Source organism: Brevibacillus sp. MER 51 (assembly GCF_023714195.1).
Lineage (GTDB): Bacteria > Bacillota > Bacilli > Brevibacillales > Brevibacillaceae > Brevibacillus.
Window position 1 is genome coordinate 542637 of record NZ_JAMAUS010000002.1, and the last position, 18509, is coordinate 561145.

Annotated in this window: 18 protein-coding genes and 1 other annotated feature; of the genes, 1 reads left to right on the forward strand and 17 read right to left on the reverse strand. The window is 48.2% G+C overall.

Annotated elements, in window-relative coordinates; translation table 11 throughout:
* Positions 1 to 4 precede the first annotated feature (4 nt).
* The 8 genes from ilvC to M3630_RS06885 all read right to left on the reverse strand — a co-directional run bounded on the left by ilvC (position 5) and on the right by M3630_RS06885 (position 7655).
* Positions 5 to 1027 (reverse strand): ketol-acid reductoisomerase, encoded by a 1023-nt coding sequence (gene ilvC, locus M3630_RS06850; RefSeq protein ID WP_088906547.1) that lies wholly within the window; start codon positions 1025 to 1027, stop codon positions 5 to 7.
* 56 nt (positions 1028 to 1083) lie between these two features.
* Positions 1084 to 1590 (reverse strand): acetolactate synthase small subunit, encoded by a 507-nt coding sequence (gene ilvN / locus M3630_RS06855; protein WP_047070968.1) that lies wholly within the window; start codon positions 1588 to 1590, stop codon positions 1084 to 1086.
* A 1-nt stretch (position 1591) separates the two neighbouring features.
* Entirely contained in the window at positions 1592 to 3328 is a 1737-nt protein-coding gene (ilvB, locus tag M3630_RS06860) for a biosynthetic-type acetolactate synthase large subunit (protein WP_173608654.1), read from the reverse strand.
* A gap of 608 nt (positions 3329 to 3936) precedes the next feature.
* Positions 3937 to 5076: a sulfate adenylyltransferase gene (gene sat / locus M3630_RS06865; protein ID WP_251251638.1), complete on the reverse strand. Its 1140-nt coding sequence runs from the start codon at positions 5074 to 5076 to the stop codon at positions 3937 to 3939.
* Positions 5058 to 5759: a phosphoadenylyl-sulfate reductase gene (locus tag M3630_RS06870; protein WP_221867726.1), complete on the reverse strand. Its 702-nt coding sequence runs from the start codon at positions 5757 to 5759 to the stop codon at positions 5058 to 5060. Before M3630_RS06870 ends, sat begins: the two co-directional genes overlap by 19 nt.
* A 173-nt stretch (positions 5760 to 5932) precedes the next feature.
* Complete coding sequence (locus tag M3630_RS06875) at positions 5933 to 6166, reverse strand: hypothetical protein (RefSeq protein ID WP_251251639.1); 234 nt, start codon at positions 6164 to 6166, stop codon at positions 5933 to 5935.
* A gap of 161 nt (positions 6167 to 6327) precedes the next feature.
* On the reverse strand, positions 6328 to 6567 hold the full coding sequence (locus M3630_RS06880) for a hypothetical protein (RefSeq protein WP_173608658.1): 240 nt from the start codon (positions 6565 to 6567) through the stop codon (positions 6328 to 6330).
* Between the two features lie 173 nt (positions 6568 to 6740).
* Positions 6741 to 7655 carry a R2-like ligand-binding oxidase gene (locus M3630_RS06885; protein ID WP_255438307.1) on the reverse strand — a complete coding sequence of 305 codons (915 nt, stop codon included), beginning with the start codon at positions 7653 to 7655 and terminating at the stop codon, positions 6741 to 6743.
* A gap of 192 nt (positions 7656 to 7847) precedes the next feature.
* Here M3630_RS06885 and M3630_RS06890 point away from each other — a divergent pair, with 192 nt between their 5' ends.
* A complete protein-coding gene (locus M3630_RS06890) occupies positions 7848 to 8534 on the forward strand; it encodes a helix-turn-helix transcriptional regulator (protein WP_232774237.1) in 687 nt (228 codons plus the stop codon).
* Positions 8535 to 8602: 68 nt separating this feature from the next.
* On the opposite strand, the gene M3630_RS06895 is transcribed toward M3630_RS06890, so the two are convergent.
* The 9 genes from M3630_RS06895 to mqnC form a co-directional block, all read right to left on the reverse strand.
* The gene (locus M3630_RS06895) at positions 8603 to 8968 is read right to left on the reverse strand and encodes a hypothetical protein (protein ID WP_173608660.1); all 366 of its coding nucleotides are present in this window, start codon (positions 8966 to 8968) and stop codon (positions 8603 to 8605) included.
* Positions 8969 to 9126: 158 nt separating this feature from the next.
* Positions 9127 to 9486: a 50S ribosomal protein L20 gene (rplT, locus tag M3630_RS06900; protein WP_047070959.1), complete on the reverse strand. Its 360-nt coding sequence runs from the start codon at positions 9484 to 9486 to the stop codon at positions 9127 to 9129.
* Positions 9487 to 9577: 91 nt separating this feature from the next.
* Positions 9578 to 9775 (reverse strand): 50S ribosomal protein L35, encoded by a 198-nt coding sequence (rpmI, locus tag M3630_RS06905; RefSeq protein ID WP_047070958.1) that lies wholly within the window; start codon positions 9773 to 9775, stop codon positions 9578 to 9580.
* 30 nt (positions 9776 to 9805) lie between these two features.
* Positions 9806 to 10309, reverse strand: coding sequence for a translation initiation factor IF-3 (infC, locus tag M3630_RS06910; RefSeq protein ID WP_035291699.1), 504 nt, complete (start codon positions 10307 to 10309; stop codon positions 9806 to 9808).
* A 263-nt stretch (positions 10310 to 10572) separates the two neighbouring features.
* Positions 10573 to 11592: a GTP 3',8-cyclase MoaA gene (gene moaA / locus M3630_RS06915; RefSeq protein WP_251251640.1), complete on the reverse strand. Its 1020-nt coding sequence runs from the start codon at positions 11590 to 11592 to the stop codon at positions 10573 to 10575.
* A 207-nt stretch (positions 11593 to 11799) separates the two neighbouring features.
* The gene (locus tag M3630_RS06920) at positions 11800 to 13854 is read right to left on the reverse strand and encodes a methyl-accepting chemotaxis protein (RefSeq protein ID WP_251251641.1); all 2055 of its coding nucleotides are present in this window, start codon (positions 13852 to 13854) and stop codon (positions 11800 to 11802) included.
* Between the two features lie 135 nt (positions 13855 to 13989).
* Complete coding sequence (thrS, locus tag M3630_RS06925; protein ID WP_047070955.1) at positions 13990 to 15903, reverse strand: threonine--tRNA ligase; 1914 nt, start codon at positions 15901 to 15903, stop codon at positions 13990 to 13992.
* 60 nt (positions 15904 to 15963) lie between these two features.
* Positions 15964 to 16199, reverse strand: a binding site (T-box leader).
* A gap of 25 nt (positions 16200 to 16224) precedes the next feature.
* The gene (gene ytxC, locus M3630_RS06930) at positions 16225 to 17145 is read right to left on the reverse strand and encodes a putative sporulation protein YtxC (protein ID WP_251251642.1); all 921 of its coding nucleotides are present in this window, start codon (positions 17143 to 17145) and stop codon (positions 16225 to 16227) included.
* 178 nt (positions 17146 to 17323) lie between these two features.
* A complete protein-coding gene (gene mqnC, locus M3630_RS06935) occupies positions 17324 to 18430 on the reverse strand; it encodes a cyclic dehypoxanthinyl futalosine synthase (RefSeq protein WP_221867723.1) in 1107 nt (368 codons plus the stop codon).
* Positions 18431 to 18509: the final 79 nt, after the last annotated feature.

Genomic DNA, 18509 nt, shown 5'->3' on the forward strand with positions numbered 1-18509 from the left:
CTATTTATTGACCGATTTTCACTTCTTCTTTTTTCGTATCTTTGTTGATCCAAGACATCATGCTGCGCAGTTGCTCCCCTACTACCTCGATGCCATGCTCGGACTCCAGACGGCGACGGGAAGTGAAGCCAGGACGGTTTGCTTGGTTTTCCAAGATCCAATTGCGAGCGAATGTACCGTCTTGGATTTCAGCCAGTACTTTTTTCATTTCTTTGCGCGTTTCGTCTGTGATGATTCGACGACCTGTGCTGTAGTCACCGTACTCAGCAGTGTCACTGATGGAGTAGCGCATACGAGCCAAGCCACCCTCGTACATCAGATCAACGATCAGCTTCAGTTCATGCAAGCACTCGAAGTAGGCGATCTCAGGAGCATACCCTGCTTCCACCAATGTATCGAAGCCTGCTTTTACCAGCTCGCTTGCGCCACCGCACAATACTGCTTGCTCACCGAACAGGTCAGTTTCTGTCTCTTCACGGAAAGAGGTTTCGATTACGCCAGCTTTTGTGCAACCGATACCGCTGGAGTAGGCGAGTGCGAGATCTTTCGCGTTGCCAGTTGCATCTTGGTACACGGCGATCAAACCAGGTACGCCGAAGCCTTCTTGGTATACGCGGCGAACCAGGTGCCCCGGGCTTTTTGGAGCTGCCATGATTACGTCTACATCAGCTGGTGGCACGATTTGCGCGTAGTGGATGTTGAATCCGTGAGAGAAGCACAGTGCAGCGCCGGATTTCAGGTTTGGAGCGATCTCGTCGCGATATACTTGTGCTTGGCGCTCATCTGGCATCAGGATTTGAACCACGTCAGCGCGTTTGGTTGCTTCTGCTACAGTCAAAACTTCAAAACCGTCTTTTGCTGCCACATCCCAAGACTTCCCTGGACGAAGACCCACCACTACTTTATAACCGCTGTCGCGCAGGTTTTGTGCTTGTGCATGACCTTGGCTACCGTAACCGATGATTGCGATTGTTTTCCCACGCAGTACCTCTTGTTTTACGTCCGCTTCATAATACATTTTTACCATTTGTGTAGCCTCCCTAAAAAAGTTTAGTTTGAATTTTTATTCTGAAATTTGGAAATTTAAACCGTTGCTGCGGCTGTTGCTGGAACAATACTGCGCGCCATCGCTACTGAACCTGTTCTTGTCAGTTCAATAACGCCGTAGCTTTGTAATAGTACGAGCAGCGCATCAATCTTCTCGGTGTCACCCGTTACTTGCACGATCAGTGAGCTGGGGCCCACATCGACGATCGCGGCACGGAACGGCTCGACAATTCCATTTAACTCTGCCAGCTGGCTGGGCGATGCCGTCACCTTAATCAGCGCCAGTTCCCGTGATACAAAAGGGTTCTCACTGAGATTCGTCACCGAGATGACATCGATCAGCTTGTGCAATTGCTTCATGAGCTGATTGATTTGGCGGTCATCTCCCCCGGTTGTAATGATCATCCGGGAAAGCCCCTGTTCTTCCGTGCCCCCCACCGTAATGCTGTCGATGTTGAAGCCGCGTTGGCCGAACAGTGTCGCCACTCTGGTCAAAACGCCTGGTTGGTCGTTGACGAGTACGGAAATGGTATGTTGCTGCATCCTAATCGTCCCCCAATTCCATCTGATCTAGTGTGTTGCCTGATGCAACCATCGGATATACGTTTTCTTCCTGCGCAACTCGGAAGTCCACCACGACTGGTCCATCATGCGCAAGCGCCTCTGCCCAAACTGCTTCTGCTTCCTCTGGCGTGCTTGCTCGCAAGCCTTTTACGCCATATGCTTCCGCCAGTTTGACAAAATCCGGGCTGCATGTCAGATCGATTTGGCTGTAGCGATTATCGTAGAAGAGCTCCTGCCATTGACGTACCATACCCAAGCACTGGTTGTTCACAATCGCTACTTTAACCGGAATGTTGTACTGGGAGACGATTGCCAGCTCCTGGTTGGTCATCTGGAATCCACCATCCCCTACGACGGAGATTACCGTTCGATCCGGGTGAGCGATCTGTGCGCCAATTGCTGCCGGGAAGCCAAAGCCCATCGTGCCGAGACCACCGGAAGAGATAAAGGAGCGCGGGTGCTTGAACTTATAGTATTGAGCTGTCCACATCTGGTGTTGTCCAACGTCTGTTGTGACAATCGCTTCCCCATCTGTGGAGTTGTACAAGAGTTCAATGACTGCTTGTGGCTTCAATACGTCGCCATCTTTTTTGTACTTGTACGGATATTGTTCTTTCCACTCTTTTAACTGGCTGATCCACGCTTCCGAATCACAAGCTTTTGCGAGTGGAATTGCTTTTGCCAGCGTGCTCTTCACGTCGCCCGCTACTGTGACGGCTGTGTCTACGTTTTTCCCCAGCTCTGCTGGATCAATGTCGACGTGTACGATACGGGCTTTTGGTGCGAACTCCTTCGTGCGTCCCATCGTGATCCGGTCATCAAAGCGTGCTCCCAGACCAATGACACAATCCGCATTCAAGAGCGCTTGGTTGGCTGTGTAATTTCCGTGCATCCCTGGCATTGCTAGCGACAGCTCGTGTGTTCCAGGGAAACCGCCCAATCCCATGAAGGTGTTGATCACCGGAATGCGTGTTTTTTCAGCAAAGTCGCGCAATTCTTTCTCTGCTTGAGCTGCAATGATTCCCCCGCCCGCCAAAATGACTGGACGCTTCGCTTCGCTAACAGCTTTGACAAACTCTTGTACTTCTTCGTCACTCGGTACGAGTGATGCTCGGTAGCCGCGAATCTCCACTTTATCCGGGTAGGTAAATGGTGCCTTCGCATTGGCGACGTCTTTTGGAATGTCGATCAATACGGGGCCCGGACGACCGGTTGTCGCGATGTGAAAAGCTTCCTTCACTATCCGCGGGAGATCGCGAATGTCGCGGACAAAGTAGCTATGCTTTGTAATCGGGATAGTAATTCCTGTAATGTTCGCCTCTTGGAACGCGTCGGTACCAATCAGAGACTGTGCCACGTTACCCGTGATGCAGACCAGCGGAACCGAGTCCATCTGAGCGGTTGCAATTCCCGTTACGAGGTTCGTTGCTCCTGGACCAGAAGTGGCGATACATACGCCCGGTTTGCCAGTCGCTCGGGCATATCCGTCAGCAGCGTGGATAGCACCTTGCTCGTGGCGGGTCAAAATGTGCTTGAAGTAGCTCCCGTACAGGGAGTCATAAATAGGGAGCACCGCACCACCCGGATAGCCGAAAATGTATTCGACTTCCTCCAGGATCAGACAGCGCAGCAGTGTTTCTGCTCCTGTCACTTCTTCCCCGAACTGAATCGGTGGAATGCCGTTCTTTTTCTGCAATTCGGCCATTTCAACACTCATTGATCTCTCCTCCTCCCAATTCCAACAGGTATTGAAAATAACTATAGACACATAGAAAAACCCTTTCGCCCCGACACGGTTTTATTTCCATGTCTTTTGGGGCGAAAGGGTTCGCGGTACCACCCAACTTTATCGGCGCCTCACGGTCAGCCGATCTCAGCCAGTCACAGCAAATGTGGACTGTAACACGTTAACGGGTGTTAAGCGGTTTGGCCTACTACTTGTAAAACAAGTTTCAGCTAAACGGCTCGGAGGTGAGCAATGCGACGTACCCAATACCCATTTCTCAGCATCAGGGCTCTCTGTAAAAGGGGAAACGTGCACCATCCTCGTCATAGCCTGCTATTTAAACAATATTTTCAATATTGTTGTTGTCAGAATAAAGTGTTACGTCTGATTATAGCTAGGCACCTAGGGGGTGTCAACGAAAACAAAAAGATTTTACTGGACTTTCGTCCGAACGAATGCTCAGTTGGAAATGGCTTTACAGCGCGGTTTTTGCTTGAAAGCGGATACATTTTTTCACCAGAAACTAGAAAACTTGTCCAGTTTTTCACAACGGAAAAAGGACAGCATTGCCGTCCCTCTCCTGTTTTTTGGGTTCCACTTTATTGCGGGGATTTCAATCCTTCTATCAAAATCGCTGCGACTTCCGGACGTGTAAATTCCGGAGGTGGCGTGATCCCGTTTCTCAACATTTCCCTCACTTTTGTTCCCGATAAGGTCATATGCGAGTCTCTGTCATGCGGGCACGTTTTGGTCGTCCCCATCCCTTGGCATGCCTTGCAGTAAAAGCTGTGTTCAAAAAAGAGCAGCTGGATACCGAGCTCGCCTGGCGCAAACTCGGAAAAGATGTGCTGCGCATCATACGTGCCGTAATAATCGCCTACCCCTGCGTGATCGCGGCCGACGATAAAATGCGTACAACCGTAATTTTTTCGCACCAAGGCGTGGAAGACCGCCTCACGCGGACCCGCATATCGCATAGCAGCCGGAAAAGCACCTAGCAATACACGGTTGTGTGGATAGTAATTTTCCAAAAGGGCGAGATAGCTTTTCATTCGCACTTGTGCTGGAACATCGTCTGATTTCGTTTCCCCCATCAATGGGTTGAGAAAAAGGCCATCGACAATCTCCAATGCTGCCTTTTGAATATATTCATGTGCCCGGTGAACCGGATTGCGCGTTTGAAAACCAACCACCGTTTTCCAACCATTTTCTCGAAACCTTTTTCTGGTTTCTGCCGGCGTCAAATAAAAATCAGAGAACCGCTCAGGCTGTGGCTTTTGCAGGATTTCTACAGGCCCACCCACGTATAGGTTTGGCTTTTCAAACAGCTTTTTCACACCGGGGTGAGCGAGATCTACCGTGCGAAAAACGAGTTCTGCCTCCCGCATTTTATCTGGCACAAAGCAGCTTTTCACCCGCAAAATCGCATAATCCACTCCATCTTCCCCGCGTAACAGAATACTGTCGCCAGGCACAAGATCGTCGTGCTCATCTGCATCGACAGCCAATGTCACCGGCAACGGCCAAACCGCTCCATTGGTCAGACGCATCGTTTCCACGACAGTGTGGTAATCCGCCTCTTCCATGAATCCAGTCAACGGTGAAAATGCTCCGATGGCAAGACATTCGATGTCCGACAGGGTCCATTTGTCCACGATAACGGCTTTTTTGATCCCGTGCCGCAAGATCGTTTGCTTCACATCTTTCCCTCCTGCGCTGTTCATTTGTGCAGACCGCATTCGGTCTTTTCAAAGCCAGCCCACCGTCCCGACCGAGAATCTTGGCCAGGCAGGACAGCGCGCGTGCATACTCGGCAGCCAATGCTTGGATAGTTTCGGTCGTGCAATGGATTGTAAGGGACATCATTTGCATGGATATATTCCCACACCTGGGCCTCCGTCCAATCTGCTAGCGGATTGAATTTAACCAGGTTGAATTTTTCGTCCCACTCCACTTTTTTGGTATTCGCTCGGGTAGGTGATTGCTCGCGGCGAATGCCTGTAATCCACGCCTGATAGTTGGACAGGACGCGCTTTAACGGCTCCACCTTCCGAATCTCGCAACAAAGATTCGGTTCTCTTTCCCACAGTTTTTCTCCGTGTTTTTCTGCCTGCTCGGCTAACGACAACTGTGGCTGTACTTGAATAAATGTTGTGCCGTATCTAGCTTGCAGTGTGTCACGCGTATCATACGTTTCAGCAAAATGAATGTTGGTATCGAGGTAAAATACAGGAATCGTGGGGGCCAATTTGTGCAGCATGTCGATTAAAACGACATCTTCAGCGCCAAAGCTGGCAGCTAGGATCAGACCGGCTGCATAGTTTTCCACGGCGTTCACTAGCACATCCTGCGGTGCTTGAACTTCCAGTCGGCTTGCCCATTCCTGTAATTCCTCATCCGCCATTTTCTGGCGATTGTTCATCAGCGAAGCTCCTCTCTTGCTAGGATTCACCCACCATCATATGCCTAGTGACTGAAAGTGGCGCATCGTCCACCTATATCCAACTCGCCCAAACCAAACATCATGACCGTTTGGTTGAGACGCTTTTCACAGAAAAAAAGCCGCCAGACAGGGTCTGACAGCTTTCTGCTGCTTTATTTTTCCTCTTTTTCGTTTACCGCGGGAGCGAAAGTAAAAGAGGCACCGATTTGTTGCGTGTTTTTTGCCTCCATTTTTTGAACCGTTGGTACGGCGTATGAACCTGGGGTTATCAGAGAAGGAGTTACGGTGTAAGAATCATCCTTTTCTTTTGCAAACGCTCCTGGCACGAGCAATGCTGAACAAACAACTGCTGTTACACCCATCATCATCCATTTTGGTTTTCTCATCTATGTCTCTCTCCCTATCCAATATTTTCCTGTAACGCTTTTTATTGTATGGCAATGGGGAGTCTGCTCGACACGGACGAAAGATTGTTTTTTTTTCAGACTTGAGACGGAATCGTTTTTTGCAAAAGAAAAAAGCATCCTGTACGGATGCTTGAATCCCGTTAGTTTTCTTCTTTTTCGTTTACATTTGGAGCGAAAATGAATGCACTTCCTGTTTTTTGCGTGCCGGTCACGTCATCTGTTTTCTGAACTACTGGAGCCGTCGTGTACGGAGCAGGGGCGAAGAAAGAATTCGTCACGGAATGTGCGTCATCTTTCTCTTTGGCAAACGCCCCTGGCACGACCATCGCCGAACAAACAACTGCTGTAATTCCCATCATCATCCACTTTTGTTTTCTCATTTTGATCTCTCTCCCTATCCAATGTTTTCCTCTTATGGCTTTATTGTAAGGGATCAGCCAGGCTGTCTAACACAGACGGGAGGTTGTTTTCTTCTCAGACCTTGGGCGGATTCCGCTTTAGGACCATAGCCCAGTTCTGTAAGCAACGACTCGAATACATTCGATCGTTTTTCTTATACATCGATCGTTGTTCTTGTATGCTTATACAGTTCTTCAATCGTCTGCCCTTTTGCTCGGGCAAGTACCTCCATACGCACACTCAATTGCTTTTTCGCAAACTGCTGCAAATCAGCAACCTTCACTCCGAATGCACTCACCCCTTGTGGGTCATCCATCCAGTCGTACAGATGACTTGCCATCGGAGCCAGCTCATCCATCTTTTTGGCAATGACATCGTAAATATGGGGATGCTCACAGATCAACCGCTGCAACAGGAATGTTCCGTAGCTGATGTGCCGCGATTCGTCTGTCTTCAAATAGCCAATTCCTTGCATTAAACCAGGCATGAGCCCCGTTTTACTGAGTGCTTCATAAAACGCATAGTAGCCTGTCTCTGCGAGCACGCCTTCTACAAACATGTTGTAGACAGTAGATGCTTCTGCGATAGCTTCGGGGGATTTATCCGTCAATAGACGATTGAGTGCATTTGGCAAGATCTCATGGAAAATTCGCTTGTACACATCATCGTGAAAATGATGCAAGTCTCCTGACTCGCCGATGTTGTCGAGAACCAACCGGAAAAACTCCGTATGCTTGGCCTCTTCAAAGAGGAAGGTCGTCAAATACATTTCTTCCTCCAAGCGCCCTTCCTCGGCAATGACCATGATCAAAGGCAAAAGATCGAGGGTGACTGCCTCTTCCCCACCCAGAAAACCAGCAATCCTTCCCAAGGTTTCTTCCTTCTGCTCCGGATTCATCTTCGCGTAATCTTCGCGGTCTTGCGTAAAATCAATGTCCTGCGGGTTCCAAATGCCGTATCTCTTCGCTTTTTGATACAACTGGTACGGCAGTAGCTCCTGATTCAATCCTTTTTGGCTGGTCGAAACAAAACCATTCCTCATCCCCATCCAACCTTTCTTTTTTCTCATACGCCTTCTATTTCGAACGAATGAAAGAAGTCATAAAAATGTCAATTTATACCATTCACATTCTTTACGTTCCGATCGGCGGTTTGATAAAATGAAGGCGCTGTAGGTTGATTATAGGTCAGGCTGAACGGTCGTTCATATCCCCAAAAATCAGGGGGTGTCCATCACTCAAATGGAGGTGGCAATCACTCCATGGTCAGTCCAGAGCTGAACATGTACATCAATCGGATCGAAGAAACGGCATATTACGAGGAGAAACTGGTGCTTGCTGTACGCGGCTTCGTGGAGCTCTTTCCTTTCATGGGAGCCATTCTGTGCAATTACTCGACGCTCAGTCAAATGGGTGAGGGACTATGGTCGATCCTTGACCAAGAGTTATGCTCCATTCGAAATATACGGGTGGACATGCGCAATATGCCCCTTATCCAGCAGGCGATCCGTGAACAGAGAGCTATCCTGCTAGATTCTGAGGCGATTCGTCAGTTCCCGCCCCATTTAGTGTACGGTGCCCCCTATGCGCTCATTCTCCCTATCAGCTATGGGCCTAACGTTCTCGGATATGCTGGTATTTCCTGGCATCAGGATGGCTGTTCTGGCATCAATCATCAGTTGCTACAATCTTTGAGCGCATACTGTTCAATGCTGGGCAAAGTATTGACAACCGACTCCCTTCGCCCTAAAACCGTCAAGCTCTCACGCCGAGAAGTCGAAGTCATGCAGCGGATGTCATGGGGCGAAAGCGTTAAAGAGATGGCGAACTGGATGGGAATTAGTGAATTTACCGTGCAGGATTACATCAAGTCCGCCTTAAAAAAGCTCGGTGTGCAAAATCGCGCACAAGGCGTGGCAGACGCTATTCGTCAGCGAATCATTTGTTGAATAGAAATAGAAAAAAACAACCGAATGTGAGCTCGGTTGTTTTTTCTTTTGACTCATACTTCCTTTTCCTACGTTCTGATTTCTACCACGTTTCTCGGTGCCGTTCTCGTCCGTTGAATCTCTCTGATTTGCGAAGTAGTCAGATTGCGTCCCACAAAAATAAACGACGAGGTACGATTGTTGAAGTCGAAATTACCAAGGTTGGCAATATCGCGATTCCCCCGGAAAACACGAAAATCCCCCTGATAAGCGGTTCCTGAAAACAGAACGAGTGTCACTCGGCCATTATTCCCTGCTCGCAATCGAAAACTCGACAGTACGTCATTGAATTCAAGCGCTTGACACTGTCTGACTGCTACCCCACGTCTGCGAAAACGAATACGACGAGCTTCAAAGTTTCTGCCTGCCCATAGGCTTACTCGTAATTCCGCCATGCCACTCACCTCCTTCTATCTTTGCTATAAGATATGAGGAGAAGATTGATAGCGTGTGGACAGGTGTAGGATGCTATTCGTTTGATTTTGCGCTCTGACTACAACAAAAAAAGCCGACCTTGCCCTTAATCGGGCAGATCGACTCTTCTTTTCAAAAATTAAGCGTTCAGTTTGCCTTTTGCAACTGTTGCCAGTTCGTTGAACGCAGCTTTGTCGTTAACAGCCAAGTCAGCCAGCATTTTGCGGTTAACTTCGATGCCAGCAACTTTCAGGCCGTGCATCAAACGGCTGTAGGACAGGCCGTTCATGCGAGCTTGTGCGTTGATACGAGTGATCCACAATTTGCGGAAATCACGTTTCTTTTGACGACGATCGCGGTATGCATACAGCAGGGATTTCATTACCTGCGCATTAGCGGATTTAAACAGGCGATGTTTGGAACCGAAGTATCCTTTCGCCAGCTTCAGGATTTTCTTATGACGACGGCGTGTAACAATGCCACCTTTTACTCTTGGCATACTAAACTCCTCCTGGTCTTTCCAGCATGGCGGCCTACTGCTAGGCGCTTAGGGAGCTCATGCTGCGTAATGGTGTGTAATAAAGAAAAACTTACAGGTAAGTGAGCATTTGCTCCATACGTTTTTGATCGCCTTTGGAAACGAGTGCAGCTTTGCGCAGGTGGCGCTTTTGCTTAGTCGATTTGTTAGCGAACAAGTGGCTACCAAATGCGCGGTCGCGCTTCAATTGGCCGCTTCCAGTCTTTTTGAAACGTTTCGCAGCAGCCTTGTTGGTTTTCATTTTAGGCATCTGAAAAATCCTCCTGTCTAAACTACTATCTTACTTTTCCGCTTTCGGAGCCAGAATCATGATCATGCTGCGGCCCTCGATCTTCGGCTTGCGCTCAGGCGTAGCGAGATCTTCACACTGGGCAGCTACACGTTCCATAACGCCTAGTCCAATTTCGGAGTGGGTGATTTCACGTCCACGGAAACGGATCGTACACTTCACCTTGTGTTGATCCTCCAAGAACTTGCGGACGTTGCGAAGCTTTGTTTGAAAATCGTGTTCCTCGATGTTAGAAGAAAAACGCACTTCTTTCAGCTCGATGATCTTCTGGTTTTTACGCGCTTCTTTTTCCTTTTTCGCCTGCTCGTATTTGAACTTTCCATAGTCCATGATACGGCATACAGGCGGCTTGGCTGTAGGAGCAACGTTTACCAGATCCAATTCAGCTTCCTGGGCAATGCGCAATGCTTCCCTAAAAGGTACGACTCCCAATTGGCTCCCGTCAGCACCGATTAAACGGACTTCACGGGCACGGATCGCTTCGTTAATTAACATTTGATCCTTGCTAATACTTGCCACCCCCGTCAATTTCGAGAAGGAACAAAAATGTGCGAACGCATTCTGCGCCCGCACATATCTCACCTAAGCAATTTCATCAGATCCGAGGATCTTTGCGTAAGAGTTACCTGTCAACAGTCGTATACGACGTCGACCCAGGTGAGAAGCTGGGCGCCTCTGCTTGTTCTCGAAGTATGAAGTGTTTATACACGCAATTTATATTACAGGATAGCTTGGGTTTTGTCAAGGCTAATACCTATTTATCCCCCGATATGGGACATTTCGACCTTTTCACGCTTGGCGAGACCAGGCGTTTCACTTAGTCGTTCCTCCGAGTAGCGCACATCACGCCGCTCCCAAATCGCACGTATCAGCTCGCGAATCTCTTCATCCGTGCGTCCATCGCGGACTGGTTCGCGCAAATCATCTCCGGATGAAGCGAAGAGACAATTGTACAATTTCCCTTCTGCCGACAGGCGAGCCCGCGTACAAGTGGAGCAAAAGGCTTGGGTCACCGATGAAATCAACCCGATTTCCTGGTCCGATCCCTCATAACGATAGCGGGAAGCCACCTCTCCGTAGTAGTTCGCTTCTGTCGCTACCAACGGCATCTCTTCATGGATCATACGCACAATTTCACGGGAAGGTACGACTTGATCCAGCCGCCAGCCGTTACTGTTTCCCACATCCATGAATTCAATAAATCGAAGGGTATGCCCTTGCTCACGGAAGTACCGTGCCATCGGCAAAATATCTTGATCATTGACTCCGCGCTGTACCACCATGTTGATCTTGATCGAAAGCCCGGCATCTGCTGCAACACGAATCCCATCCAGCACGGCATCGACCTGATAGCCTCTTCCATTCAACATCCCAAAGCGCTCATTATCCAAGCTGTCCAGGCTGACCGTGACCCGATCCAGACCTGCTTCTTTTAGCGCTTGCGCATGACGGGACAAGAGAGAACCATTGGTCGTCATCGCAATATCTTGAACGCCTTCTACCTCACGGATCATTCGAATCAATTCAGGCAAATTTCTGCGCATTAATGGCTCTCCGCCGGTAATGCGGATTTTCCCGACTCCAAGCGAAGTAAAGATCTGGGTCAAACGGGTAATTTCCTCAAAGGTCAGCAACTTGCTTTGCGGCAAAAATTCAAAATTCGGTCCAAAAATTTCGGCAGGCATGCAATAACGGCAACGAAAATTACATTTATCGGTGACAGATATTCGTAAATCTCGGAGAGGACGGTTCCGTAAATCAAGCACTTTATCTGGCATTGCTGTTCACTCTCCTTTAATCTATAAGACGACTTTTTTCCTTCATCTTCATCATATCGCATTTCGACTTAGTACCAGTCTATTATCTTAAATCGAAATCGCCAAATTTTCAAACGCAAACCGCACATTCTGTCATAAATGGGTCCACTTTGCAAAAAAAAGAGTACGAATTCCTCCCGACATTCGTACTCTTCCCGTTATGCATTCTTATATCTTAAATTTGGTAATCATTCTTTCCAGTTCGCGAGCCATCTGATTCAAGGATTCAAAGGAAACCGCAAACTCTTCCATAGTGGCCAACTGACCTTTGGAGGAAGCCGCCAGATTTTCAGCATTGTGGGCTGAAATCCTTGCAATTTGGGCAGTCTCGTCCACAGATGCTGCTACTTGTTCCGATCCGGCGGACATCTGTTCAGAGACAGCAGAAACCTCCTGAATTTGATCGGTTATCTGTTGAATTTCTTGTAAGATCCGTTGGAAGGCTTCTCCTGACTCCAGTACGGTTGACAATCCAACCTGCACATCTTGATTGACGGAGTCCATCGAGTTGACTGCCATGTTCGTATCTGCTTGGATCTCCTGAATGAGGTTGGCGATTTGACGAGCAGATTCATCAGACTGTTCAGCGAGTTTTCTCACTTCATCTGCTACGACAGCAAAACCTCGTCCATGCTCTCCCGCACGAGCAGCCTCGATGGCTGCGTTGAGAGCAAGCAGATTCGTTTGGGAAGCAATTCCCGTAATCACATCAATGATTTGCACAATTTCTTTGGAACGCTCCCCCAATTGCTTGACGACGGATACGGAATGTTCCACAGAGCCACGGATGGAGTCCATTTGCTGGATAGCCTTTTGGATGGACTGGTTTCCTAGCTGCGCTTCATCCGCGGTACTCGTAGATGATTCCGAGATGATGGAGGTGGTCTCCGCCACGCGTTGGATGCCGATCGACATTTCTTCCATCGCTCTTGCGGATTCTTCCGTACCCCTGAGCTGATTTTGCGCCCCGCTCGCTACTTCCTGTATCGTAGTAGAAATCTTGTTCGTAGTATCTACATTGTCCGCCAAGCGAACCGATATGTTGTCTGACGAAGTAGAGAGGGTGTTAACCGCTTTTTGGACTTCTCGAATGAGTCCTTGGATGGATACTTGCATCACCTGAATGCTCTGACCAAGCATGCCGATTTCGTCTTTTCTTTCCAAAAGGTTTTTGGGCAATTCCCCGGTAAAGTCACCACGACCGATCTGCGCAATCTGGTTACCGATAACAAGCAATGGCTTGGTGAATTTGTGCGAGAAAAGAACGGAAGCGACAACCGCTAGTAAAGCAAACAAAATGCTTAACGCCCCGATGATCAAACCGATTTGATGGGCTTCAGCAGAGAGCTCAGCTCTTTCAATAAACGAAATATATTTCCAACCGGTTTTTTCGGAAGTAAAGACGTTCGCCAAATACTCGGTATCGTTCATCGTGACTGCAAAGCTGCTGGAGGTATTCTCAGCGATAGCAGCCAATTCAGGAATTTGCGTCTCTTTCAGGTTTTTCGAATTGAGCTCAGGGTTCTTCGGATTAGCCAAAATCGTTCCGTCTTTGCCAACCAGCATGAGGTAACCCGTTTTCCCAATCTTAATTTCTTTCAAAATATCGGTAAGCCCTTTTAAATTCACATCCAGTCCAACAACGCCCAGTGGCTCACCCTTGTCATCCTTTAATGTCGTCACGTTACTGATCACGATGCTGTTATCCCCCAAATAGAGATACGGATCTGTCGTGATCACTTTTCCGGGATTCTCCATTGGTTTTTTGTACCAATCCCTTGTACGCGGATCGTAATTCGGAATGACATCATCTGTCGGCCATTGTATATATCCTCCGTATTTGGTCGCTAAATAAATAAATGCAGTATTCGGATGAGAATCTACAAATCGAAGGAAATCTTGAAAAATAGCCGCCTCTACCCCGCCATTTTGCAATGGGGTATGTTTGGTTTTGGTCGGTTTATCCATATACGTCGTAATAGTGTTATCTGCACGCTTTAGCAAGGGACTGCCTGCTATCAGGTTTACGTTTTCACGAATCGAGTCGAAATACAAGTTAATCGCGTTGTCTACCTGAGCCACTTCTTTTGTCGAGGATTCAATAAAATAAGTTTGGATTCGCTCCTCCATATTGACATATACAAATGAGCTGATCACTCCAATCGGGATTAAAATAATGGCAAGAAATGCTGCTATCAGTCTTTGCTTGATGCTTACCCGCATACGTATCCCCCGCAGTTCTTCTTGATGTCCATATAAACTTTTTACCCTACATCCTTTTCCCGTTCTTTTTTCCAAGTAAACGTATAATAAAAAAAGCCGCCCGAAAATTCAGGGCGGCTCTACTTCTATGTGCTATTACTTCATTTCATTGATTTCAGCGCGGATTTTTTCAACAAATGCATCCACTGTCATCGCGCCTTCATCGCCCACTCCGCGTTTGCGGACGGACAGTGTACCGTCAGCCACCTCTTTTTCACCGATGACCAGCATGTACGGGATTTTTTCAACTTGTGCTTCACGGATTTTGTAGCCGATTTTCTCATTGCGGCCATCCAGCTCTACACGAATGCCAGCTTGTTGCAGTTTTTCTCTTACTTGTTCTGCATATGGCATGTGCACTTCACTGATGTTCATGATGCGTGCTTGGATTGGTGTCAGCCAAATCGGGAATGCACCTGCGTAGTGCTCGATCAGGATACCAATGAAACGCTCCATGGAGCCGTACATCGCACGGTGCAAGACAACCGGACGGTGCTTCTCGTTGTCTTGACCAACATAAGTCAGGTCAAATTTCTCAGGCATTTGGAAGTCCAGTTGGATCGTTCCACATTGGTGACGGCGTTTCAGCGCGTCGGTAATTTGGAAGTCGATCTTCGGTCCGTAGAACGCACCGTCTCCGTCTTTGATTTCATAGGCCATACCGAGCTCTTCCAACACTGTTTTCAGAGAGCTTTCCGCTGCTTCCCACAGCTCATCAGAGCCCATGGAATCTTCCGGACGAGTGGATAGAGCCACACTGTATTCGAAACCAAATACCTTGTAGATGCTGTCAATCAAAGTGATCATGCCTTTGATTTCGCTCGCGATCTGATCTGGACGGACAAATACGTGCGCGTCATCCTGGCAGAAGGTGCGCACCCGCAGCATTCCATTCAGGGCTCCAGAGTACTCATGGCGGTGAACTTGCCCGAACTCGGAGTAACGGATCGGCAGGTCGCGGTAAGAGTGCATCTCGTTTTTATAGATCAGCATGTGACCTGGGCAGTTCATTGGCTTCAAGGCGTAAGTCGCGTTGTCTACTTCAGAGAAGTACATGTTCTCTTTGTAGTGATCCCAGTGACCGGATTCTTTCCAGAGACGCTCGTTCATGAGGAAAGGAGAGCGCACTTCTGTGTATTGTGCCAATTGTTGCAGACGGCGGGAGAATTGCTCCAGCTCGTTGCGAACAGTGAAGCCTTTTGGCAGATAGAACGGCATACCCGGTGCTTCCTCGGAGAACATGAACAAGCCCAGTTCTTTCCCCAATTTGCGGTGATCGCGCTTTTTCGCTTCTTCGATGAAGTGCAGATATTCATCCATGTCTGCTTTTTTCGGCCAAGCTGTACCGTATACGCGTTGCAGAACTTGGTTTTCTGCTTTTCCGCGCCAGTATGCACCTGCCACGCTCATCAGCTTGAATGCTTTGATGTAGCCAGTAGACGGCAAGTGCGGTCCACGACAGAGGTCGAAAAATTCGCCTTGCTCATACAGCGTAATAGTCGCATCCTCTGGCAGGTCGCGAATCAGTTCCAGCTTCAGGTGATCGTTCAGTTCTTGGAAAATCGCAGTTGCTTCTTCGCGGCTTACGACTTTGCGGCGAATCGGCAGGTCTTCCTTCACGATTTTTTCCATTTCCGCCTCGATTTTGCCCAAATCCTCTGGGGAAAGGGAAACCGGAATATCCATGTCGTAGTAGAAGCCATCTTCGATCACAGGACCGATTCCAAACTTCACTTCAGCGCCGTAAATGCGTTTTACCGCTTGAGCGAGCAAGTGAGCTGTACTGTGGCGGTATACTTCCAATCCGTCAGCAGAATCGAGGGTAACGATTTCAATCGCTGCGTCATCTGTGAGTTCTGTGTACAGATCGACAACCTTGCCATCTTTTTTACCAGCTACTGCTTTTTTCTTCAGGCTAGAGCTAATGGAGCCTGCGATGTCCTCGATCGTAATCCCAGCGTCGTATTGACGAACGGCTCCATCTGGGAAAGTAACATGAATTTGTGCCACTGTGGATTCTTCCTTCCTGTATCTTGTTTGGTTGAGAAAATAAAAAAACACTCATCCCCAAAAAGGGACGAGTGTGTTCTCGCGGTACCACCCTACTTCAAGTCTGTTCACAAAAACAGACTCCTCATTCCATGTAACGGTATTTAACCGGCATACCGATAGTAAAAGCCTATGCTTCGTTCCCGGCAGCTACTCGAAGGTGGTAGATCAATAACAGTACGCAGCGAGCTTCCAGCCTGTGACCCGCCTCTCTAAAGCGTCCTTACTATTGTCCGTGTCCTTCTCATCGTATTTATAAGCAATGTAAAGTTGTTGTTGCTATTATAGTTTAGAGGGATTATTCCCGTCAAGTACACGTCTCTCGGATAGGCAAAGCGAACAAGAGTGGCAAGTAATAAGCCGACCGTCAAAAATACTGCGGATCGTCTGTACAAGCCCAGGCTTTTCCGAAGCCAAATGGAGCACGATACTCTCAGGAGCCAGTGTAACCAAAGCACTGACCAAATAATCTTCGTCCCTGTATTTTTGTTCGTCCATGTTCAGAACGGTATCCAACTGTTCAAGCCAAAGACGATCCCCTTTTTTATCATAAAGATGGAAAGGTTTGTCCACACTAGGAACGACATGAACGATTTCCTGCTTGGTTTCCTGTACAGCAATGAAATAGCGCAACAGCTCGACAAACTCTTGATATTGCTTGTCTTCCAGATATTCATCAATACCAGTTTCCACGAGTTCGAATAGCTCGTTCCAGTGCTCCTGCAATCGAAACCGGACGAAACCCAAAACGTTGATCGTTCGCTCCGACTCCAGATAGGTGAAAACTTTGCGATATACGTTTGCCTTGCGTGTTGTCGCCGTTAACAGTTCCCTGCCATCTAGCTCAATTTCTTGGCACATGCGTTGAATATAAGGGAAAATCTCCGCCCACTCGGTTTCCATCTGTTCGGCTGCGAGTAAGTCAGTGGCCATTTCTTCCATAATTTTCGGTTCCTTCACCTGAATGACCCATTCGGCTAATGTAAGAGCAACGAAGGCTCTCGCCCATTCGATGGTCTGCGCGTCATACTCACTCTCACACCAGCTTTGAAAGTAGAACAAGAGGTATCCATTCTCTTCTTGCTCCCTGTATGTAATGCGCACCGGTGCAGTGTTAACCCGCTCCGTCATCTCATTTACGATAGTCCGATACGTGTCACAATGCTCAGGGACATTCTCCAGCAATACGCGAAACGTCTGCATAACCATCCCCCCAACCGCCATTGTAGTTACAGTATATGTCCCGTCAGGAGCGATATACTTTTAAACGGTTGGAAACTCAGGGAAGGTTGCAGGTAAAAAGTTCCTGATTAAAAACCCAAAAACGCTTCCCTGCCAAATCCCCTTTGTAAGGAGGGGCAGAGAAGCGTTTTTTCGTTTATTAGTTTTGCATGACAAAATCACGTTCTGCCATTTCACCGTCTTTGAAAACACGGAGAATGTCATACTGTGTGTTGCGCTGTGCAGGAATTTTGCCTGCGCCGCGAATGAGTTCCAAAATTTGGTTCGTGTTGACCTTGTACGTACATGCCGCTGCGGAAACAACGTTTTCTTCCATCATCGTTTGGCCGAAATCGTTCGCTCCGTAAGAGAGAGAAAGCTGACCGTAATGCGGGCCCATCGTCACCCAGGAAGATTGGAAGTTTTCGATATTATCCAGCATGAGACGGCTGATTGCCAGTGTTTTCAAGTATTCCTCTGGCGTGTTGTTGACAGCCTTCATGTTGGTGTTGTCCGGTTGGAAGGTCCAGACGATAAAGGCTTTGAAGCCGCCTGTTTCATCTTGTGCTTCGCGGATGCGCAACAGAGAAAGTACGCGCTCTTCCATCTCTTCTCCAAAACCAATAACCATGGTAGCAGTACCAGGCAAGCCTGCACGGTGTGCTGCTTTTTGGGTATCAATCCAGTCAGTCCAAGAGCCTTTCAATCGGGAAATCTTCCGACGTGTACGATCATCGAGGATTTCGCCACCCGCTCCCGGCAAGGAATCGAGACCTGCTGCCTTTAGCTCTTTCAGCACTTCCTCGACAGACATGTTGGAAACTTCCGCGATTTTCATCACTTCCGCCACAGACAAAGAGTGCATCGTAATCTGCGGGAAGCGCTCTTTGATTGCACGCAAGAGGTCGGTGTAATAATCCAGCTTCAGATCGGGATTGGTGCCGCCTTGCATCAAGATTTCCGTACCGCCTACATCAACGGTCTCCTGAATTTTTTGGAAAATAGTCTCTCTGGGAAGAACATATCCTTCTGAAGAGCCAGGGGGACGGTAAAAGGCACAAAAACGGCAATAGGTATCACATACATTCGTGTAATTGACGTTGCGACTGATGACAAAGGTCGCAATCGGTTCTGGATGATGCTTCTGCATGACCAGATTGGCGTAATGTCCGATCTTTTCGATTTCATTGCTCGCAAACAAAGCCAGACCGTCTTCGAGACCCAGTCGTTCACCTGCGAGTGCTCGTTCTAATATAGAATCGATCATAAGGATCACTCCTTGTACCATACGTAAATTCCATCCCACATCATAACACAATACCAGGACATCGGCTATAGCCCGAGGT